The sequence below is a fragment of the Streptomyces sp. P9(2023) genome, from assembly GCF_032436795.1.
Taxonomy (GTDB): Bacteria; Actinomycetota; Actinomycetes; order Streptomycetales; family Streptomycetaceae; genus Streptomyces.
In genome coordinates, this window is the sequence record NZ_JAUPWM010000028.1 from 22460 (window position 1) to 43688 (window position 21229).

17 protein-coding genes are annotated in these 21229 nt (G+C 70.7%); 9 read left to right on the forward strand and 8 right to left on the reverse strand.

The genetic code is table 11. The annotated features are described in order from the left end of the window. Window positions 1-7 precede the first annotated feature (7 nt). The 3 genes from Q5762_RS27335 to Q5762_RS27345 are packed head-to-tail and all read right to left on the reverse strand — an operon-like array spanning window position 8 to window position 2771. On the reverse strand, window positions 8-919 hold the full coding sequence (locus Q5762_RS27335) for an ABC transporter ATP-binding protein (RefSeq protein WP_315894903.1): 912 nt from the start codon (window positions 917-919) through the stop codon (window positions 8-10). Further along, window positions 916-1812: an ABC-2 transporter permease gene (locus Q5762_RS27340; protein ID WP_315894904.1), complete on the reverse strand. Its 897-nt coding sequence runs from the start codon at window positions 1810-1812 to the stop codon at window positions 916-918. Before Q5762_RS27340 ends, Q5762_RS27335 begins: the two co-directional genes overlap by 4 nt. Then, window positions 1809-2771 carry an ABC transporter ATP-binding protein gene (locus tag Q5762_RS27345; protein ID WP_315894953.1) on the reverse strand — a complete coding sequence of 321 codons (963 nt, stop codon included), beginning with the start codon at window positions 2769-2771 and terminating at the stop codon, window positions 1809-1811. The genes Q5762_RS27340 and Q5762_RS27345 overlap by 4 nt, the downstream gene beginning before the upstream one ends. A gap of 247 nt (window positions 2772-3018) precedes the next feature. Between Q5762_RS27345 and Q5762_RS27350 the strand changes: the two genes are divergently transcribed. From Q5762_RS27350 to Q5762_RS27380, 7 genes are all read left to right on the forward strand, one after another. Further along, complete coding sequence (locus tag Q5762_RS27350) at window positions 3019-3870, forward strand: M24 family metallopeptidase (RefSeq protein ID WP_315894905.1); 852 nt, start codon at window positions 3019-3021, stop codon at window positions 3868-3870. Then, window positions 3867-5648, forward strand: a complete 1782-nt coding sequence (locus Q5762_RS27355) for an SDR family oxidoreductase (RefSeq protein WP_315894906.1) — start codon at window positions 3867-3869, stop codon at window positions 5646-5648. The genes Q5762_RS27350 and Q5762_RS27355 overlap by 4 nt, the downstream gene beginning before the upstream one ends. A 79-nt stretch (window positions 5649-5727) precedes the next feature. Then, on the forward strand, window positions 5728-6702 hold the full coding sequence (locus tag Q5762_RS27360) for a MerR family transcriptional regulator (RefSeq protein ID WP_315894907.1): 975 nt from the start codon (window positions 5728-5730) through the stop codon (window positions 6700-6702). Window positions 6703-6833: 131 nt separating this feature from the next. Then, window positions 6834-7376, forward strand: a complete 543-nt coding sequence (locus tag Q5762_RS27365; RefSeq protein ID WP_315894954.1) for an RNA 2'-phosphotransferase — start codon at window positions 6834-6836, stop codon at window positions 7374-7376. Between the two features lie 93 nt (window positions 7377-7469). Next, a complete protein-coding gene (locus tag Q5762_RS27370) occupies window positions 7470-7922 on the forward strand; it encodes a hypothetical protein (protein WP_315894908.1) in 453 nt (150 codons plus the stop codon). Between the two features lie 98 nt (window positions 7923-8020). After that, window positions 8021-8923, forward strand: coding sequence for an LLM class flavin-dependent oxidoreductase (locus tag Q5762_RS27375; RefSeq protein ID WP_315894909.1), 903 nt, complete (start codon window positions 8021-8023; stop codon window positions 8921-8923). Window positions 8924-9072: 149 nt separating this feature from the next. Further along, on the forward strand, window positions 9073-9930 hold the full coding sequence (locus Q5762_RS27380; RefSeq protein ID WP_315894910.1) for a Cof-type HAD-IIB family hydrolase: 858 nt from the start codon (window positions 9073-9075) through the stop codon (window positions 9928-9930). A 79-nt stretch (window positions 9931-10009) separates the two neighbouring features. Here the strand turns inward: Q5762_RS27380 and Q5762_RS27385 are convergent, their stop codons facing one another. The 4 genes from Q5762_RS27385 to Q5762_RS27400 are packed head-to-tail and all read right to left on the reverse strand — an operon-like array spanning window position 10010 to window position 17877. Then, window positions 10010-11722 (reverse strand): GAF domain-containing protein, encoded by a 1713-nt coding sequence (locus tag Q5762_RS27385; protein ID WP_315894911.1) that lies wholly within the window; start codon window positions 11720-11722, stop codon window positions 10010-10012. Between the two features lie 20 nt (window positions 11723-11742). Continuing rightward, the gene (cydD, locus tag Q5762_RS27390) at window positions 11743-15321 is read right to left on the reverse strand and encodes a thiol reductant ABC exporter subunit CydD (RefSeq protein WP_315894912.1); all 3579 of its coding nucleotides are present in this window, start codon (window positions 15319-15321) and stop codon (window positions 11743-11745) included. 15 nt (window positions 15322-15336) lie between these two features. Beyond that, a complete protein-coding gene (gene cydB, locus Q5762_RS27395; RefSeq protein WP_315894913.1) occupies window positions 15337-16344 on the reverse strand; it encodes a cytochrome d ubiquinol oxidase subunit II in 1008 nt (335 codons plus the stop codon). An 18-nt stretch (window positions 16345-16362) separates the two neighbouring features. Continuing rightward, a complete protein-coding gene (locus tag Q5762_RS27400; protein ID WP_315894914.1) occupies window positions 16363-17877 on the reverse strand; it encodes a cytochrome ubiquinol oxidase subunit I in 1515 nt (504 codons plus the stop codon). 205 nt (window positions 17878-18082) lie between these two features. Between Q5762_RS27400 and Q5762_RS27405 the strand changes: the two genes are divergently transcribed. Next, window positions 18083-18463 carry a cyclophilin-like fold protein gene (locus Q5762_RS27405; RefSeq protein WP_315894915.1) on the forward strand — a complete coding sequence of 127 codons (381 nt, stop codon included), beginning with the start codon at window positions 18083-18085 and terminating at the stop codon, window positions 18461-18463. Window positions 18464-18508: 45 nt separating this feature from the next. Here Q5762_RS27405 and hisC read toward each other — a convergent pair whose 3' ends face one another. Next, window positions 18509-19606 carry a histidinol-phosphate transaminase gene (gene hisC, locus Q5762_RS27410; protein ID WP_315894916.1) on the reverse strand — a complete coding sequence of 366 codons (1098 nt, stop codon included), beginning with the start codon at window positions 19604-19606 and terminating at the stop codon, window positions 18509-18511. A 378-nt stretch (window positions 19607-19984) separates the two neighbouring features. Here hisC and Q5762_RS27415 point away from each other — a divergent pair, with 378 nt between their 5' ends. Next, window positions 19985-21091, forward strand: coding sequence for a LacI family DNA-binding transcriptional regulator (locus Q5762_RS27415; protein ID WP_315894917.1), 1107 nt, complete (start codon window positions 19985-19987; stop codon window positions 21089-21091). Window positions 21092-21229: the final 138 nt, after the last annotated feature.

The window sequence follows — 21229 nt, forward strand, 5'->3', positions numbered from 1 at the left end:
ACTCCTTTCAGGCCGCTACGAGGTACGAGAAGACCGATTCGAGGGACTCGTCCGAGGGCGAGACCGTCAGCAGCCGGATCCCCTGCGCCCGGGCGACCCGGGGCAGCAGTTCCGTGAACCGCCCGAAGTCCACCGCCTGGACGCGCAGGGCGCCTTCGGCGAGGTCGACCTCGATACCGGCCGTGGACGGGTCGGCGATGAGGGCCGCCGCGAGCGCCCGGTCGTCACTGGACCGTACGAGATAGCGGTGCGGCCGGTCCGTCATCAGCCGGCGGATCTTTCGGAAGTCTCCCGAGGCGGCGTGCCGGCCGGCGACGATCACCTCGATGTGCGAGGCGAGCTGCTCGACCTCCTCCAGGATGTGCGAGGAGAAGAGCACCGTGCGCCCCGCCGCGCCCATCCGGCGCAGCAGGTCCATCAACTGCATGCGCTGGCGCGGGTCCATGCCGTTGAACGGCTCGTCGAGCAGCAGCACGGACGGCTCGTGGACGAGGGCCGAGGCCATCTTCACACGCTGCCGCATGCCCTTGCTGTACGTGGCGATCTTCCGGTCCTGCGCGTACTCCATCTCCACCGTGGCGAGCGCCTGCTGGGCCTCCTTGGCGCCCAGGCCGTGCAACTCGGCGTTGGCGATGACGAATTCGCGGCCGGTGAGGAAGTCGTACATGGCTTCCCGCTCCGGTACGACGCCGATCTGCGTGTACACGGACTCGTTCTTCCAGATCGGCTGCCCGTCGAGGGTGACGGTGCCCGTGGAGGGGGCGAGGAAACCGCCCATCATGTTGATGAGGGTGGACTTTCCGGCGCCGTTGGGGCCGAGGAGGCCGGTGACGCCGGGGCCGATCGTCATCGTGACGTCGTTGACGGCGACGACGTTGCCGAACCACCGAGAGGCGTGGTCGATGTTCAGGACTGTCACAGCCCGACCTTTCGGTAGCGGCGCATCAGCACTCCGTACGAGCCGGCGATGAGCGCGAGGACGACCAGCAGATAGACGACTCCGGCACCGGCGCCCGGTCCGACACCTTCCCCTCCGGGGAAGGAGGTGGAGGCGCCGAGGAAGGCGGTCTGCACTCCGTCGATCAGGGTGATCGGCGAGAACAGGCCCAGCCACTGGATGACATCGGAGTTGTCCGTGCTGTGGGCGATGCCCTGGAGAGTGGAGACGGCGCCGTACGAGATCACCAGGGTGGCGATGACGGCGGCGACGCCGAAGCCACGGCGCGGCGTGAGCGCGGCCATGACCAGGCCGATGCCGCCGAAGAGCACCGAGAGCAGGGCGACGGAGACCAGCCCCTGACCGAACTCCTGCGTCTGGTCCGCGAAGTTCATCTTCGCCAGCAGCGAGCCAATCCAGAGGATCAGCAGCGGGATCGCGGTCAGGATGAACAGGGCCGACGCCATCGCGCCGTACTTGGCGAGGACGTAGTCGACCCGCTCGATGGGCCGCGAGAAGTACAGCGGGACCGTTTTGAAGCGCAGGTCGCGGGAGACGGACTGGGGGGCCTGGGAGGCCAGGAAGAGTCCGATGACGGCCTGCATGATGATCGCGTACCGGGTGTAGTCCACCGGCAGGTCCTTGCTCTTCATCGTGACCGCCACGGCGACGATGATCAGCGCCGGAACGCACATCACGGTGAAGAGGATCATCGGCAGCACCTTGGACTTGGCGCTGCGGCCGAGTCCGTAGGAGCCGCGCAGGGACTGCGAGAAGAGCGCTCGGCGCGCGTAGGCGCGGCCGAAGCGGGGGCCGTCGTAGTTGCGGTACCCGATGTTGTGGATCTGCGTGGTCTCGGGGGCCGGGGTGCTCATCGCGCCGACACCTCCTCCTGCTGCTGCGCGCCGGGCTTGAAGACCTCGGCGATGTGGTGGCGGCGCTGTTCCATCCGGACGAGGCCGAGGCCGAGGTCCGCGACGGTGTCACGGACGAGGTCGTACGTCTGCTCGCCGGCGGCCTCGACGAGCAGGATGTGGCCTGCCCCGGGCAGACCCTCCTCCTCGCCCGCGTGGAGCGTCACGCCCGCCGCGGTGAGGGCCGTGCGGAGCGCCGCCGTGCCGTCGGGGTGCGTGTCGGAGTCGGTCACCTCGACCGCGAGGGTCGTGGTGATCTGGGTGAAGTCGCTGGTGGAGCTGGAGCGCAGCAGCGTGCCGCCGTCGATGACGACGACGTGGTCGCAGGTCCGCTCCAGCTCGCCGAGGAGGTGGGAGGTGACGAGGACCGAGATGCCGAAGTCGGTCCAGACCCGGCGGATGAGGCCGAGCATCTCGTCCCGGCCCACCGGGTCGAGGCCGTTGGTCGGCTCGTCGAGGAGGACCAGCTGCGGGTCGTGGACCAGCGCCTGGGCGAGCTTCACCCGCTGTTTCATGCCCGTCGAGTAGCCGCCGATGGGGCGGTACCGCTCCTCGTACAGGCCGACGTGGCGCAGTGTGTCCGCGGTCCGCTCGCGGGCGGCGTCGGCGGGCAGGCCGGACATCCGCGCCATGTGGACGACGAACTCGGTCGCCGAGACGTCCGGCGGGAGGCAGTCGTGCTCGGGCATGTAGCCGACGCGCTCGCGGATCTGCGCGCCGGACGTGGCGACGTCGAGACCCAGGACCTCGGCGCGTCCCTCCGTGGCGGGGGACAGACCGAGCAGGATCTTGATCATCGTGGACTTGCCGGCTCCGTTGGCACCCACCAGTCCGGTCACACCGGGCCCGATGTCCAGGGAGAGCCGGTCGAGAGCGGTCACCCGGGGGAACCGCTTGCTGAGGCTTTCGGTAGCGATCACAGTCACGCTTCGAAGGTAGTGGTGTGCGCCACAGCAGTCGTCAGCCCAACGGCTCGATCCGTATCCGACTACAGGCGTACAAGCCCGTAGGGGAGTCGAGACCAAAGTCGTTCGCCGGCCGCGCACGCCGAGTTTTCCACAGGCGTGCTGCACACCCCTTGACGCAGCCGCCAGGCATTGTCACATTCATCAGTGTCACGTTACGGGCACGTAGCGCACACGGATGTTCACGGGACGGACGGGTGGCATGACCTCAGCAGTGGCAAGCGAACTGACCGCGGAACTGCGCGGGTTCAGAGAAGTGCAGCGCCTGTCGTACGCGTGCGCGGAAGCGGTCGCGGCGCAGCTCAGGCCGGGGGTGACCGAGCGCGAGGCCGCGAAGATGCAGCGCGACTGGCTGCACGAGCGGGGTGTACGGGACTGGTTCCACCGGCCCTTCGCCTGGTTCGGCGACCGCACGGCCTTCGTCGACTTCAAGATCCCGCTGCAGTTCTTCCCCACGAACCGCCGCCTCGAAGCCGGGATGCCGTTCATCCTCGACATGGCACCCGTGTACAAGGGCTACACCTCGGACATCGGCTACTCCGGCTGCCTGGGCCTCAACCCGGTCCACGACAAGCTGCTCGCCGACCTGAAGGCGCACCGGGAGCTGATCCTGACCGAGGTGCGCGAGCGCCGCTCACTGCGGGACATCTACGAGGACGTGGACCGGCTCATGGTCCGCCAGGGGTACGCCAACCGGCACCGCGCGTATCCCTTCGGCGTGATCGCCCACAAGATCGACCGGGTCAAGGAGCGCCGCTGGTCGCCCACGCTGTTCGGCTTCGGCACACAGTCGCTCAAGGGCCTGGCGAGCGACGCGATCCACGGCCACCGGGACGGCTGGTCGCCGCTCTGGTCGCCGTACACGTTCTCCGACCACCCACCCCAGCCGGGGCTGTGGGCGGTCGAGCCGCACCTCGGATTCCGGGGTACGGGCGCGAAGTTCGAGGAGATCCTCGTCGTCACCGACTCGAAGGACCCGGAACAGAGCGCTTTCTGGCTGGACGACGACCTGCCGCACGTGCGGCGCTGGAACGAGGAGGGGGCGGCGGCATGAGCACGGGACTGACAGGGGCGCGGGAGCGCTGGGTCCGTACGGGCGGGATCGAGCTGTGCGTCGCCGAACTGGGCGACACCGACCGGCCGACGGTCCTCCTCGTACACGGGTACCCGGACTCCAAGGAGGTCTGGTCGGAGGTCGCGCACCGGCTCGCCGAGCGGTTCCACGTCGTGCTGTACGACGTCCGGGGCCACGGCCGGTCCACGGCGCCGACCCCGCTGCGCGGCGGGTTCACGCTGGAGAAGCTGACCGACGACTTCCTGGCCGTCGCCGACGCGGTGAGCCCGGACCGGCCGGTGCACCTGGTCGGGCACGACTGGGGCTCGGTGCAGTCCTGGGAATTCGTGACCGTCGCCCGCACCGAGGGCCGCATCGCCTCCTTCACCTCGATGTCCGGCCCCTCCCTGGACCACTTCGGGCACTGGATCAAGCAGCGCATGACCCGGCCCACCCCGCGCCGGATCGGCCAGCTCCTCGGCCAGGGAGCCAAGTCCTGGTACGTGTACATGCTGCACACCCCCGTCCTGCCCGAGCTGGCCTGGCGCGGGCCGCTCGGCAAGCGCTGGCCCAAGATCCTGGAGCGGGTCGAGAAGGTTCCGGCCGGCGACTATCCGACGCCCTCGCTGCCCAGTGACGCGGCCCACGGAGCCTGGCTCTACCGGGACAACGTCCGCCCTCGGCTCAGCCGGCCGCGCGCCGACGCGTACGCCCACGCGCCCGTGCAGCTGATCACGCCCACCGGCGACGCCTTCCTGTCCGAGCGGCTCTACGACGACCTCGCCACCTGGGCCCCGGAGCTGACCCGGCGCTCCCTGCCTGCCAAGCACTGGGTCCCGCGCACCCGGCCCGACCAACTGGCCGCCTGGATCACCGAGTTCGTCAGGGCAAACGAGGACCCGGCGACCAAGGCCCCGGTCACGGCCGCGAAGAGCACGGCCGACCCCGTGTACGCCGAGCGGTTCGGCGGGCGGCTGATCCTGGTCACGGGCGCGGCCAGCGGCATCGGCCGGGCCACCGCCTTCGCCTTCGCCGAGGCCGGCGCGCGGGTCGTGGCCGTCGACCGGGACGGCGAGGGCGCGGCGCGCACCGCCGAGATGGCCCGGCTGATCGGTGCTCCGGAGGCCTGGGGGGAGACCGTCGACGTCAGCGACGAGCAGGCCATGGAGAAGCTCGCGGCGAAGGTCGCGAGCGAGTACGGCATCGTCGACGTCCTGGTCAACAACGCGGGCATCGGCCTCTCGGGCTCGTTCTTCGCGACGACCAGCGAGGACTGGAAGAAGGTCCTCGACGTCAATCTCTGGGGCGTCATCCACGGCTGCCGGATCTTCGGCGGGCAGATGGCCGAGCGGGGCCAGGGCGGCCACATCGTCAACACGGCTTCCGCCGCGGCCTTCCAGCCCTCCCGCGCCCTCCCCGCGTACAGCACGTCCAAGGCGGCCGTGCTGATGCTGAGCGAGTGTCTGCGCGCCGAACTCGCCGGCCAGGGCATCGGCGTCTCCGCGATCTGCCCCGGAATCGTGAACACCAACATCACGTCGACGGCGAAGTTCGCCGGGGCCGGCGAGGAGGAGCAGAGCCGCCGCCGGAAGAAGGCCTCCCGGATGTACGGGCTGCGCAACTACCCGCCGGAGAAGGTCGCGGACGCGATCCTGCGGGCCGTGGTGCGCAACCAGGCCGTCGTGCCGGTCACCCCCGAGGCCCGCGGCGCACACGCCCTGTCCCGCCTCGCGCCCAGGGCCCTGCGGGCGATAGCCCGGCTGGAGCCGCCCCTGTGAGGGTCGTACGATCCCTCGCGGGCGGGCTCCAGCATGAGTAGGCGATCGGGTAGCAGGAGCGGAGCGGGTGGGAGTGGGCGTGGCGGAGCAGACGGCACAGGGGGCGCCTACGGCGCAGACCTCCCCCGTGGAGTACCGGATCGAGGATCTGGCCCACCACAGCGGTGCCACGGTCCGGACGATCCGCGCCTACCAGGACCGCGGCCTGCTGCCCCGCCCCGAGCGCCGGGGCAGGTCCAACGTCTACGGGGACACGCATCTCGCCCGGCTGCGGCAGATCGCCGACCTGCTCGACCGCGGCTACACACTGGCATCGATCAAGGAGCTGTTGGAGGCCTGGGACGCGGGGCGCGGACTGGGTGGCGTCCTGGGTCTTGTCGCCGAGGTCGACGGGCCGTGGACGGACGAGGAGGCCGACCGGATATCCCGCGTGGAGCTGGACGCCACGTTCGGCGGCAAGCCCGACGAGGACGCGATCAGGGAGGCGATCGAGCTCGGCGTCCTGGAGCGGATACCGGACCGGGACGACGAGTTCCTTGTACCGAGCCCGCAAGAGCTGGCGGTGGCGGCGGAGTTGTACGGAGCGGGCGTGCCGCTCACCGCGATCTCCGGGCACCTGAGGGAACTTCGCGTCCAGGTCGAGCACATCGCGTCGCGTTTCCTCGAGTTCACGACCGAGCATGTCTTCGCGCGCTATCTGGAGCACAGGCCGCCGACCGACGCCGACGCGGCCGAAGCGGCGGCGATGGTGCGCCGGCTGCGGCCGCTCGCCCAGCAGACCGTGGACGCCGAACTCGCCCGCGCGATGCGCCTGTTCGCCACCCGCCACCTCCAGCACCACCTGTCGCCCGAGCCTCCGCCGGTCCGCGACGAGGAGGCCCGCCCGGTGGCGCTCCCGGCCGGGACGATCCGGGCCGTACAGCGGCTGGTTGGCGCAGAGAACATGCCGGCCTTCGTCGCCGCTGCCGCCGAACGCGAGGTACAGACACGGACATTGGATGCACTCACATCAAATCCGTCTGAACCAAGAGAAATCGACCAAGTACCTAGATAGGCCACGTCACTTGTCCACAGAATTGTCAATTCCCCTGTGGATAACTCAGGTTGGCTGTGGATCAAACCTCCGAACCGAAATCATTGGTCGCCGGATCCGCCCTCCGTCATGCTGGCGCCATGAACAGACCGATCGACGAGAGACGCACCGTGAAGGTGTCCAAGTACCTCTCCAGACATCTGCGGCACCAGCCCGAGCGGATCGGCCTGGTCCTCGACGCCAACGGCTGGACCGAGATCGACGCCCTCCTGCGCGCGGCGGCCGAGCACGGCTTCCCGATCACCCGCGCCGAGCTGGCCCACGTCGTCGCCACCAACGACAAGAAGCGCTTCGCCATCGAGGGCACCCGGATCCGCGCCAGCCAGGGCCACACCGTCGAGGTCGACCTCGGCCTGCCGCCCGCGGAGCCGCCCGCGTACCTCTACCACGGTACGGTCGCCGCCAGTCTAAACGTCATCCGGGCCGACGGCCTGCGGCCCATGGCCCGCCACCACGTCCACCTCTCCCCCGACCGGGAGACCGCCACCCGGGTCGGCGCGCGCCGGGGCCGCCCGGTGGTGCTCAGCGTGGACGCCGGCGCGATGCACCGGGCCGGTCATGTGTTCCACGTCAGCGCCAACGGCGTCTGGCTGACCGACGCCGTGCCCCCGGAGTTCCTCCGCTTCCCCGGCTGAGACGTCCTTCCGGGCCGATCCCCGGCCGCATCCCGCCGCCGGATCCCCGACCGACACGTCCGTAACGGCACACCCTCGGGCATGATCTTCCGCATGGCACATCCACATCTGCCCACCACCGAATCGGCCGTCACCGCGCTCCGCGAGATCGCCCGCGAGTTCAACCTGGAGATGGCCGTCACCGACGACATCGGCGCCGACCAGACCTCACGCCGGACCTCGTCCGGCGCCTTCACCGTCCTCGACCCGGACGGCTCGCTCCCGCACGAGGCCTTCGTCGAACTCGGCGGCAGCCCGACGGTCACCGTCCAGCTCTTCCCTGAGGACGACGCGAAGATCGACGTCGACGGCGTGGAGTTCGAGGACATCCCCCGCGACTCCGTGCCCGCCTTCGTACGCGCCGTCCACGGCGGGCTCGCGTTCGTGAAGGGCAGGTTCTTCCCGCCCGGCTGGTGGCTGGTCGTGCCCCTGCCCGGCGACGAGACGTACAAGGAGCTCGTCCTGCGCGGCACGCTCACCCCCTGGATGAGCCGCCAGGTTCGCTGACCGGGCCGGGGCCGGGGCCGGCGCCAGGCCGTTCGCCGCCGACCGGAGGGCCTCCACCACCCTGCGCGCCGTCCGCCCGCCGCCGTAGGCTCGTGGGCATGACCCTGCGCCTGAGCACCGTGATCCTTCCCGTCCACCGCTGGCACGACGGCGGCCGTGAGCGCTGGCAGCGTGCCGAGGAGCTCGGCTTCCACGCCGGCTACACCTACGATCACCTGTCCTGGCGGACCTTCCGCGACGGGCCCTGGTTCGGTGCCCTGCCCACGCTCACCGCCGCCGCCACGGCCACCGACCGGCTGCGCCTCGGCACTCTGGTCACCTCCCCGAACTTCCGCCACCCGGTCACGCTCGCCAAGGAGCTCATCTCCCTCGACGACATCTCGGGCGGCCGGGTCACGCTCGGCATCGGGGCGGGCGGGAACGGCTTCGACGCGACCGTCCTCGGCCAGGAGGCGTGGACGCCGAAGGAGCGGGCCGACCGCTTCGGCGAGTTCCTGCCGCTGCTCGACCGGCTGCTCACCGAGGACGCGGTGACCCAGCGGGGCACGTACTACTCCGCGGACGAGGCCCGCAACATTCCCGGCTGCGCCCAGGGCCCGCGGCTGCCCTTCGCGGTCGCCGCGACCGGGCCGCGCGGTCTGAAGCTCGCCGCTCGCCACGGCCAGGCGTGGGTGACGACCGGTGACCCGAAGCTGTTCGAGGAGGGCACGCCCGAGCAGTCCGTCGAGGCCATCCGGGGCCAGGTCGAGAAGCTCGGCAAGGCGTGCGCGGAGATCGGCCGGGACGTGGCCGAGCTGGACAAGGTCCTGCTCACCGGCTTCACCCCGGACCGTGGCAGGCCGCTGGAGTCCCTGGACGCCTTCGTGGACTTCGCCGGACGCCACAAGGCGCTCGGCTTCACCGAGATCGTGATCCACTGGCCGATCCCCGACTCGGACTTCGCCGCCGACCAGCGGGTCTTCGAGCGGATCGCCACCGAGGCCGCCGCCCAGCTGGGCTGAGGCACAAGGACGGGGCGCGGCGGGGCGGAGCGAGGGCAAGGTGGAGAGCGGCGGGGCGGGGCGCGAGGGGCGATGAGAGGCCCGGGTCGGGGCCTCTCAGATGTGCGCCCCCTCGCCCGCCCGTGCATGGAGTGCGGAAGAATGGATCGGTGATCTCACCCCACTCCGCGCGCCCCGCGTCCCCGGCCCCCCGCCTCATCGCCACCGACCTTGACGGCACCCTGCTGCGCGACGACAAGTCCGTGTCGGAGCGCACGGTCGCCGCGCTCGCCGCCGCCGAGCGGGCCGGCGTCGAGGTCTTCTTCGTCACCGGACGCCCGGCCCGCTGGATGGACGTCGTCAGCGACCACGTCCACGGCCACGGCCTGGCGATCTGCGCCAACGGCGCGGCCGTCGTGGACCTGCACTCCGGGGGAACGTTCCTGGAGGTACGCCCGCTGGCGCGGGCCGTGGCCCTCGACGTCGTGTCGACGCTCCGCGCCGCCGCCCCGGGCACCTCCTTCGCGGTCGAGCTCACCACCGGCATCCACTACGAGCCGCAGTACCCGCCGTTCTTCCTCGACCCGGGCGCCACGGTCGCCTCCGCCGAGAAGCTGCTGTTCGAGGAGGAGCCGGGCGCCGCCCCGCCGGTCCTCAAGCTGCTCGCCCAGCACCCGGAGCTCGACCCCGACGAGTTCCTCGCCACGGCCCGGGCGGCTGCGGGCGGTCTTGCCTCCTTCACCCGGTCCAGCCCGACCGCCCTCCTGGAGATCAGCGGCCCGGGCGTCTCCAAGGCCTCCACCTTGGCCCTCTGCTGCGCCGAACGCGGCATCTCCGCCGAGGAGGTCGTGGCCTTCGGCGACATGCCCAACGACATCGAGATGCTCGGCTGGGCGGGCCGTTCGTACGCGATGGGCAACGCCCACCCGGACGTGATCGCCGCCGCCTCGGGCCGTACGGTCGCCAACAACGAGGACGGCGTGGCCGTCGTCATCGAACAGATCCTCGCCGGCACCCTGGACGACTGACAGCCCCGGTTACGACCACTCACCGGCCCCACCTACGGGGGGGGGTCACGCAGGCCCTGCCCACGGCGCCACCTCCTGCCTACAGCGGGGCCTGCCACACCATCGTCGTACCGCCGCCGTCCTCGCCGAGGCCCGGCCCGCACCAGCTCGACCCGCCCAGCGACTCCGCGCGCCGCGCCAGGTTGCGCAGTCCGCTGCGCCGCCCGCCCTCCGGGAGGCCGACGCCGTCGTCCGCGACCGAGAGCCGGACGCCCGCGGTGCCGTCGGGGAGGTCGGCGTTCGCGTCGACCACGACCTCGATCCTGGTGGCCCGTGCGTGCCGGAAGGCGTTGGACAGGGCCTCGCGCAGGGCCGCGATGAGGTTCTTGCCGGTGAGTTCGCCGACCGTCGAGTCGATCGCCCCGAGGAAGCGGTGCGCGGGCTTGAAGCCGAGCGGCACGGCGGCCATGTTGATCTCCCGCAGCACCCGGGTGCGCAGTCCGGACGGGGCCTCGGCGGGCCCCTGCTGGAGGGCGAAGATCGCGGTACGGATCTCCTGGATGGTCACGTCGAGTTCGTCGACGGCCTTGCCGACGCCCTCGCGCACCTCCGGCACGATCGACTTCCGCTGGGCGCTCTCCAGCATCATCCCGGTGGCGAAGAGCCGTTGGATGACCAGGTCGTGCAGGTCACGGGCGATCCGGTCGCGGTCCTCGTAGACGGCGAGCCGTTCCCGGTCGCGCTGGGCCTCGGCCATCATCAGCGCGAGCGCGGCCTGCGAGGCGAACTGGGTCGCGAGCGTCCGCTCGGCCTCCGTGAACGGCCGGGCGCCACGCGCGCGTGGCATGGCGAGTGCCCCGAGGACCCGTCCGCCGCTGTGCAGGGGCAGCATCATGCTGGGGCCGTACTGGCTGGCGACGCGGCTGTTCATGCGCGGGTCGGTGGAGGCGTCGTCCATGAACACCGTCTCGCCCGCGAGGAGTCGGTCGACGACGGCGCTCTCGGGTGGGATCACCTCGCCCAGCGACCTGGTCGGCCGGTCGGAGGAGACGGCGACGATCTCCAGGCCGCCGTCCTCGGCCGGCAGCAGGACGATCCCGGCGTCCGCGTCGGCCAGCCTGCGCGCCTGTTCGGCGACCACGGTGAGGGCGTCCTCCGCGTCGCCTCCGGAGAGCAGGGCGGTGGTGACGGCCACGGAGCCGTCGATCCAGCGCTCGCGCTGGCGGGCGGCCTCGTAGAGCCGGGCGTTGCCGATGGCGATGCCCGCCTCGGTGGCGAGGACCCGGACCATGTGGAGGTCGTAGTCGTTGAACTCGCCGCCGTCGTTCTTCTCGGCGAGATAGAGGTTGCCGAAAATCTCGCCCTGGACCTTGATCGGCACCCCGAGGAAGGTCCGCATCGGAGGGTGTCCGGGCGGGAATCCGGCGGAGCGGGGGTCGGCGGACAGGTCGGCGAGCCGGATCGTGCGGGGGTCGCGGATCAGCGCGCCGAGCAGCCCCGCGTGGCCGTCGGGGCGCCGCCCGATCCGGCGGGCGACCTCCTCGTCGACGCCGTAGGTGACGAAGTCGGAGAGGCCCTTGCCCTCCTCGTCCACGACCCCGATCGCCGCGTAGCGGGAGTCGGCGAGTTCGGCCGCCGTCTCGCAGATGCGGTCGAGGGTGGTGTGGAGTTCGAGCCCGGTGCCGACCGAGCGCATGGCCTCCAGGAGCTGTGGCACCCGCGCCGTGAGCTCGGTGGACAGGCCCTGGAGGCTGCGGGTGGCCTGGGTGGCGGCTTCCAGGGGGTCCGGAAGATCGGGCTCGGCGGCGGTCATGGGCTTGAGCCTAGTAAGTCCTATTTGGCGAGAAAAGTCGGGCGCTCCGCCGGGCGCTCGGTGCGACTCCCTGCCAGACCTCTCCCACCCTGCCGGGGCATGAGCAGCAGGTCGGTCTCCCGTTCCTGCTCCAGCATCCGCCGCAGCGGTCCATCGGCGCGCGCCAGCTCCGCGTACGGTCCGCGCTGCACCGTCCGTCCCTCGTCCAGGACCAGCACCTCGTCGACGGCGTCGAGGCCGTGCAGCCGGTGGGTGATGAGGACCGTGGTGCGGCCCTCGGTGGCCCGCAGCAGGTCGTCGGTGAGCGCGTCCGCCGTCGCCAGGTCGAGGTGTTCGGCCGGCTCGTCCAGGACCAGGACGGGGAAGTCGGCGAGCAGGGCGCGGGCGAGCGCGAGGCGCTGGCGCTGTCCGCCGGAGAGCCGCGAGCCGTGCTCGCCGACCAGCGTGTCGAGGCCGTCCGGCAGCCCGTCCACCCAGTCCAGGAGCCGTGCCCGGCCGAGAGCCGCCCGCAACTGCTCGTCGTCGGCGCCGGTACGGGCCAGGCGGAGGTTCTCGCGGATGGAGCTGTCGAAGATGTGGGCGTCCTGGGCGCAGAGCCCGACGAGGCGGCGGACGTCGTCTCCGTCGAGTTCGGCCGCCGCCACTCCGCCGATCCGGTACGAACCGGCGTCGGCGTCCAGGAAGCGGAGCAGTACCTGGGCGAGCGTGGTCTTGCCGGATCCGGACTCGCCGACGACGGCGACGCGTCGTCCGGCCTCCAGGGTCAGCGCGAAATCGCTGAGCGCCGCCCGCTCCTGGCCCGCGTGGCGCGCGGAGAGGCCGGTGACCTCCAGCGGGAAGGGGGTCTTCGGTGCCGCGGCGGGCCGCTCCGGCTCGTGTACGGGGACGGGGGCGTCCAGGACCTCGTACACCCGCTCGGCGCTGCGCCTGACCCGCTGGCGGTACTGCACGGCGAGCGGGAGGCCGGTGACGGCCTCGAAGGCGGCCAGCGGGGTCAGGACGACGACGGCGAGCGTCACGCCGTCGAGGCGGCCGTCGCGGACGGCCTGGACGCCGACGACCGCTGCCGCGGCCACGGTCAGCCCGCAGGCGAGCGTGGAGAGCCCGGCCCCGACCGCGGTCGCGGCGGCCTGCCGGGAGGCGATGGAGGTGAGCGTACGGTCGGCGGATCGGGCCCGGTCGATACGGTCCTTCAGCGCTCCGGCCACCGTCAGTTCGGCGCAGCCGCGCAGCAGGTCGAGGACCGTGACGGCGAGGGCGCCGCGGGCGGGGGAGAGCTGCCGCTCGGCCCGGCGGGCGATAGCCCCGCTCAGCAGCGGTACGGCCACCCCCGCGCCGAGGAGGCCCACGGCGAGGACCGCCCCGGCCTCGGGCAGCAGCCAGGCGGTGAACCCGACGGATCCGGCGCCCACGACGAGTGCGGCAGCCGCGGGCAGCAGCCAGCGCAGCCAGTAGTCCTGGAGCGCGTCGACGTCCTGGACCAGCCGGGAGAGCAGGTCGCCGCGCCGGCTGCGGCGCAGCCCGGCGGGGGTGATGCGCTCGAGCCGCTGGTAGACGGCGACCCGCAGCTCGGCGAGCATCCGCAGCACGGCGTCGTGGGAGACGATCCGCTCGGCGTACCGGAACACGGCCCGGCCGATCCCGAACGCTCGCGTGGCGGTGACGGCGACCATCAGGTAGAGCACCGGGGGCTGTTCGGAGGCGCGGGAGATGAGCCAGCCGGACACCGCCATGAGTCCGACGGCGGATCCCAGCGCCAGACTGCCGAGCAGCAGGGCGAGCCCCATCCGCCCGCGCAGTTCTCCTGCCATGGCGCGCACGCGCCCGAAGACCGACCGCCCGGCACGCGCTTCCGTCACCTCGGTGGGGGCTGCGTCCGCCACCTCCGTGGCGGGGGCCGTTCCTGCCGTGGCCTGGGCGACCGTGGTGGGCTCGCCCGGCAGCGGCGCCTCCTCCGGAACGCTCGCCCGCCCGAGCTCCACGACGCGGTCCGCGACGGCGAGGAGCGCCGGGCGGTGGACGACCAGCAGCACCGTGCGACCGGCCGCCAGGCGGCGGACCGCGTCGACCACGCCCGCCTCCGTCTCGCCGTCCAGCGCCGCCGTCGGCTCGTCCAGGAGCAGCAGCGGCCGGTCGGCAAGGAACGCACGGGCCAGGGCGAGGCGTTGCCGCTGGCCCGCCGAGAGACCCGCGCCGTCCTCGCCGAGCGGGGTGTCCACGCCGGCCGGGAGGGATCCGAGGAACCCGTCCGCGCCCGCGCTCCGCAGGGCTTCCCGTACCGCCTCGTCGGAGGCGTCCGGGCGGGCCAGGCGGACGTTCTCGGCGATCGTGCCCGCGAACAGATACGGCCGCTGCGGCACCCAGGCGATCCGCGACCGCCACTCCTCCAGGTCCAGCGAGCCGAGCTCCGCACCCCCGACGCGGACCGAGCCGCCCGCCTCCGGTGTCGCGAACCCCAGGACGACATCGAGGAGCGTCGACTTGCCGACGCCGCTCGGCCCCACCAGGGCGACCGTCTCACCGGGCTCCACGACCAGCGAGGCCGCGTCCAAGGAGGCCTCGGACCGCCCCGCATGACGCACGGTCACGTTCTCCAGCTCGATCCGGTTCGAAGAGGGCACCGCGCCGGTGCCCTCCTCGCGCGCCAGGGTCTCCAGGACCTCGAAGATGTCCTCGGCGGCGGCCAGCCCCTCGGCGGCCGCGTGGTACTGCGCCCCCACCTGCCGGATCGGCAGATACGCCTCGGGCGCCAGGACCAGGATGACCAGACCCGTGTACAGGTCGAGGTCGCCATGGACGAGCCGCATACCGATCCCGACCGCGACCAGCGCGACCGAGAGCGTCGAGAGGAGTTCCAGTGCGAAGGAGGAGAGGAAGGCGATGCGCAGCGTCTTCATCGTCGCGCGCCGGTACTCCGACGTGATGGTGCGGATCGACTCGGCCTGCGCCTTGGCGCGGCCGAACACCTTGAGGGTCGGAAGCCCGGCCACCACGTCGAGGAAGTGTCCCGAGAGCCGGGACAGCAGCTTCCACTGACGGTCCATCCGGGCCTGGGTGTACCAGCCGATGAGGATCATGAAGAGCGGAATGAGCGGCAGGGTCACGACGATGATCGCCGCCGAGATCCAGTCCTCGGTGACGATCCTCGCCAGGACCGCCACCGGCACCACCACCGCGAGCCCGAGCTGCGGGAGGTAGCGGGAGAAGTAGTCGTCGAGCGCGTCCACTCCGCGCGTCGCGAGCGCGGCGAGCGAGCCGGCCTTCTGACCGCTGAGCCATCCCGGCCCCAGCGTGGCCGCCCGGGCCAGCAGCCGCGCCCGCAGTTCGGACTTGACCGCCGCGCTCGCCCTATGGGCGGCCAGTTCGGTCAGCCAGGAGACCAGCCCGCGCCCCGCCGCCACTCCGGCGAGCAGCAGCAGGGGCGTGGTCAGGTCGGAAACCGACAGGCCCTTCTGGAAGGCCCCGACCACCACTTCGGCGATGAGCATCGCCTGGGCGACGACCAGCGCCGCCCCGGCCAGGCCGAGAACCACCACCGCTCCGAGGAAGAAGCGGGTGGCCCTGGCGTACCGAAGCAGACGCGGATCGATCGGTTTCACGTGAAACATCCCCCACTAGTGAGCAGCGTCAGCCGCGATGTGCTGCGTACCGATCCGCTTGCGGAACACCCAGTATGTCCAGCCCTGGTAGAGCAGGACCAGCGGAGTGGCGATCGCGGCACACCAGGTCATGATTTTCAGGGTGTACGGGCTCGACGACGCGTTCGTCACGGTGAGACTCCACTCCGGATCGAGCGAAGACGGCATGACGTTCGGGAAGAGGGTGAAGAAGAGCATCGCCACCGCCGCGGCGATCGTGATGCCCGAGAGCGCGAACGACCAGCCCTCACGCCCCACCTTGATCGCCCCGATGGCCCCGACCAGCGCCACCACGGCGACGAGCATGGCGCCCAGGCTCCAGCCGTCGCCCTTGTCCGCCTGGGTCCAGATCAGGAAGCCCAGGGCGAGGACGGCCGTGACGAGACCGAGCTTCAGCGCGAGCGCCCGGGCCCGGGCCCGGATGTCCCCCACCGTCTTGAGCGCGGCGAAGACCGTTCCGTGGAAGGTGAAGAGGGCGAGGGTGACCAGGCCGCCGAGGATCGCGTACGGGTTGAGCAGGTCCCCGAAGGTGCCGACGTACTCCATGTCCGCGTCGATCTTCACTCCGCGCACGATGTTGCCGAAGGCGACGCCCCACAGCACGGCGGGGATCAGGGAGGTCCAGAAGATGGCCTCCTCCCAGTTGCGCTGCCAGTTCTCGTCAGGCCGCTTCGCCCGGTACTCGAAGGCGACGCCGCGGACGATCAGACAGACCAGGATGATCAGCAGCGGCAGGTAGAAGCCCGAGAAGAGCGTCGCGTACCACTCGGGGAAGGCGGCGAAGGTCGCGCCGCCGGCGGTCAGCAGCCACACCTCGTTGCCGTCCCAGACGGGACCGATGGTGTTGATGAGCACCCGCTTCTCGGTGCGGCCGCGGGCGAGCAGCTTGGTGAGGACGCCGACTCCGAAGTCGAATCCCTCCAGGAAGAAGTAGCCGATCCAGAGGACGGCGATGAGTACGAACCAGACGTTGTGGAGTTCCATGCCTCGATCTCCTCAGCCTCAGTACGAGAAGGCCATGGGCCGGTCGGGGTCACGGTCGTCCCCGCCGATCTTGGTGGGCGGGTTGAGGTCGGCCTCGGTGAGCTCGGGCGGTCCGGCCTTGACGTACTTCACCATCAGCTTGACCTCGATCACGGCGAGGACCGCGTAGAGCAGCGTGAAGACGATCATGGAGGCGAGGACCTCGCCCTGCGAGACGCCGGGGGAGACGGCGTCCCTGGTGCGCAGCACGCCGTAGACGACCCAGGGCTGCCGGCCCATCTCGGTGAAGATCCAGCCCCACGAGTTGGCGATGAGCGGGAAGAGCATGGTCCAGAGGGCGACGATCCAGTACCACGTGGTCAGGCGGGGGCTGAGCGCCTTCCGCTTGAACAGCACCAGATTCGGCACCTCGTCCTCACCGGTCCGCATCCCCGGCGCCAGCATGAACTTCTTGCGGGTCAGCCAGAGGCCGACCACACCGAGGGCCAGCGAGGCCATGCCGAAGCCGATCATCCAGCGGAAGCCCCAGTACGCGACGGGGATGTTGGGCCGGTAGTCGCCGGGACCGAACTTCTCCTGCTCGGCCTTGTTGATGTCGTTGATGCCCGGGACGTACGAGCTGAAGTCGTCGTTCGCCAGGAACGACAGCAGGCCCGGGATCTCTATGGCCACCTTGTTGTGGCCCTTGTCGACATCGCCGTACGCGAAGATCGAGAACGGCGCGGGTGCCTCGCCGTCCCAGAGCGCCTCGGCGGCGGCCATCTTCATCGGCTGCTGCTTGAACATGACCTTGCCGAGCAGGTCGCCGCTGATGGCCGTGCCGAGTCCGGCGATGATCAGCGTGATCAGGCCGAGCCGCAGCGAGGTCCGCATGACCGGGACGTGCTTCTTGCGGGCCAGGTGGAAGGCGGAGATGCCGACCATGAACGCGCCACCGACCAGGAAGGCGGCCGTGATCGTGTGGAAGAACTGGGTGAGCGCGGTGTTCTGCGTCAGCACCAGCCAGAAGTCGGTGAGCTCGGCCCGTTGCCTGCCGCCCTTCTCCACCATCCGGTAGCCGACCGGGTGCTGCATCCAGGAGTTGGCCGCCAGGATGAAGTACGCCGAGAGGATCGTGCCGATCGACACCATCCACATGCAGGCCAGGTGGATCTTCTTGGGCAGCTTGTCCCAGCCGAAGATCCACAGACCGATGAAGGTGGACTCGAAGAAGAAGGCGATCAGCGCCTCGAAGGCGAGCGGCGCGCCGAAGACGTCGCCGACGAAGCGCGAGTAGTCGGACCAGTTCATACCGAACTGGAACTCCTGGACGATGCCGGTGACGACACCCATCGCGATGTTGATCAGGAAGAGCTTGCCCCAGAACTTCGTCGCCTTGAGGTACTTCTCCTTCTCCGTCCGCACCCAGGCTGTCTGGAGACCGGCGGTGAGCGCGGCGAGGGAGATGGTCAGGGGGACGAAGAGAAAGTGGTAGACGGTGGTGATGCCGAACTGCCATCGCGCGAGAGTCTCTGGCGCCAGAGCTAGGTCCACGTCGTCTTCTCCTTACATCGCCGTAGGGACATCGGCAGTTTGCCCCTTTAATCCCACCTGTTACGGGAGGAACAGGGACACGCTTGTGAACGCGTTCACATTCACAAGCATTATGGCTCATACGAAATCCGTACGTAAGACCGGGGTACCCCTACTCGAAGGTCACCTCTTCCCCCGACCTTCAACATATTGTTGAATCGGGGCCATGACCCTTCGGATCCGCATCTCCTGGCCTGCCGGACACACCACGGCGACCCTCGACGAAACCCCCACGAGCAAGGCGCTCTTGGGGGCTCTCCCGATCGCCTCCACCGCCCACACCTGGGGCGAGGAGGTCTACTTCGACACTCCGGTCTCCACCGCCGTCGAGGACGACGCGCGGCAGGTGGTGGAGCCGGGCACGGTCGCGTTCTGGACCGAGGGCGACGCGCTCGCCCTCCCCTACGGCCCCACCCCGATATCGCGGGGCTCCGAATGCCGGCTCGCGAGCCCGTGCAACCTGCTCGGCTCGCTGGACGGCGACCCGCGCGTCCTGGCCACCGTCAGGGACGGCGACCCGATCCGCGTCGAGCGCGCCGAGCCCTGACCGGCGGGGCTGATCAGCGGGGCCGGCCAGCGGGCCGGTCCTCGGTCAGCCCTCCCTGCGGAAGCCCTCCGCCGTCTTCAGGAACAGGTCGTTCGCCTCGCACTCACCGATCGTGACGCGCACGCCCTCACCCGCGAACGGCCGCACCACCACACCGTGCCGCTCGCACTCCGCCGCGAAGTCCACCGTCCGCTCACCGAGCCGCAGCCAGACGAAGTTCGCCTGGGTGTCCGGCACGGTCCAGCCCTGGGCCACGAGCCCCGCGTGGACCCGCTCGCGCTCGCCCACCAGCGAACCGACCCGCCCGAGCAGTTCGTCCTCGGCCTTCAGCGAGGCCACCGCCGCGTCCTGCGCCAGCTGGCTCACGCCGAACGGCACCGCCGTCTTGCGCAGCGCCGCCGCCACCGGCTCGTGGGCGATCGCGAAGCCGACCCGCAGCCCGGCCAGGCCGTACGCCTTGGAGAAGGTCCGCAGCACGGCCACGTTCGGCCGGTCGCGGTACAGCTCGATGCCGTCCGGGATGTCCGCGTCGCGGACGAACTCGCGGTACGCCTCGTCGATCACCACCAGGACGTCGGAGGGCACCCGGTCCAGGAAGCGCTCCAGCTCGGCGCGGCGGACCGCGGTGCCCGTGGGGTTGTTCGGGTTGCACACGAAGATCAGCCGGGTGCGGTCGGTGATCGCCTCGGCCATCGCGTCGAGGTCGTGCACCTCCCCGTCGGTCAGCGGCACCTGCACCGAGGTCGCTCCGCTGATCTGCGTGATGATCGGGTACGCCTCGAAGGACCGCCAGGCATAGATGACCTCGTCACCCGGGCCCGAGGTGGCCTGGAGCAGCGACTGGGCCACGCCCACCGAACCCGTACCGGTGGCCAGGTGCGAGAGCGGCACCCCGAAGCGGTCGGACAGCTCGTTCATCAGGCCGGTGCAGGCCATGTCCGGATACCGGTTGAAGGCGGCGGCCGCGGCCAGCGTGCTCTCCATGACCCCCGGCAGGGGCGGATACGGGTTCTCGTTGGAGGACAGCTTGAAGGCGACCGGACCGCCCGCGGCGGCCGGCTTGCCCGGCTTGTACGTGGGAACGCCGTCCAGCACGGCGCGCAGCTTCGGGCCGCCCGCGCTCGTCCCGCCGGTCTCACTCACTGAGCTCACTGTGGTCCTCCTCGACCGTCCGTACCACCAATGCTCCTCACCTTATGAGGATTCGCCTCCGCTGCGAATGGGCTGTGGACAACGGACGGCAGAAGCTGTGGACAGCGGGGGGAGCGCGCGGTCGGGTGGCGTGCGCTGGTGGCGGGCGCCGTGGCGCGCATCGCCCGTAGAGGTGAGTTGAGACCTCTTCGAGACATGGCCTCCCTGGCAGGCCCATACGGGTCGACAACCGTAGATCACACGCCGGACCCCCTAACTGCCTTGATTTCACAGGCATTTGACCGTTCACGATCATGCAGAAACGTGCCTGTCAACGACTGAATATGCGAGCGTCCCAACCACCCACCCTCGCCCTACTATCGGCTCGCCATGACAGCAGCAGGGAAGCACCAGGTGAGCCGGGCACAGACCCGGGGAAGCCGGCAGGGGCGAGCGGGCATCCGGGATGTGGCCGCCGCCGCCGGGGTCTCCATCACGACTGTCTCCGACGCGCTCAACGGCAAGGGCCGGCTCCCGGACGCCACCCGCCGCCACGTCCGCGAGGTCGCAGACCGGCTGGGCTACCGCCCATCCGCGGCGGCCCGCACGCTCCGTACCGGCAAATCGGGCCTCATCGGCCTGACCGTGACGACCTACGGGGATGAACCGTTCACCTTCACCGAATTCGCGTACTTCGCGGAGATGGCCAGAGCCGCCACATCGGCCGCGCTAGCCCGTGGCTATGCCCTGGTCATCCTGCCCGCCACCTCCCGACATGACGTCTGGTCGAACGTCGCCCTCGACGGCACCGTCGTCATCGACCCCTCCGACCACGACCCGGTCGTCACCGAGCTCGTCCGCCAGGGCCTGCCCGTCGTCTCCGACGGACGCCCCGCCGGCACGCTCCCGGTGACCGCCTGGGTCGACAACGACCACGAAGCCGCCGTACTCGACCTCCTCGACCACCTCGCCGACGCCGGCGCCCGCCGGATCGGCCTTCTCACCGGCACCACCACCGACACGTACACCCGCCTGTCCACCACCGCGTACCTCAACTGGTGCGAACGGGTCGGACAGGACCCCGTCTACGAGGCCTATCCGGCGCACGATCCGTGCGCGGGCGCCGTCGCGGCCGACCGGCTGCTCGCCCGCCCCGACCGACCCGACGCCGTCTACGGACTCTTCGATCCCAACGGAACCGATCTGCTGGCGGCTGCCCGCCGCTACGGACTGCGCGTACCGGACGATCTCCTGCTGGTCTGCTGCAGCGAGTCGACCGTCTACGCCAACACCGAACCGCCCATCACGACCCTCTCGCTCAAGCCGCGCCGGATCGGCACGGCCGTCGTCCAGCTCCTCATCGACGCCATCGAGGGGATCGACACCGACGGACCGGTCGAGCAGGTGATACCGACCGAACTCATCGTCCGGACGTCCTCCCAGAGGCGTTCGCCGCGGACGACGGTCAGCCCGCCCCGGTCACCCGCGAAGGACTGAGGGCCGGCTTTGGGGCCGTGCCGGGCGCAAACTCCGGCCCGGCCCTGCTCCGACCCTGGTCCGGACCTTCTCAATTCGGGCGAAACAACCGGTGAACCCGGAGTGGACCCGGATTCACCACCCCTGGTGCGTCACACA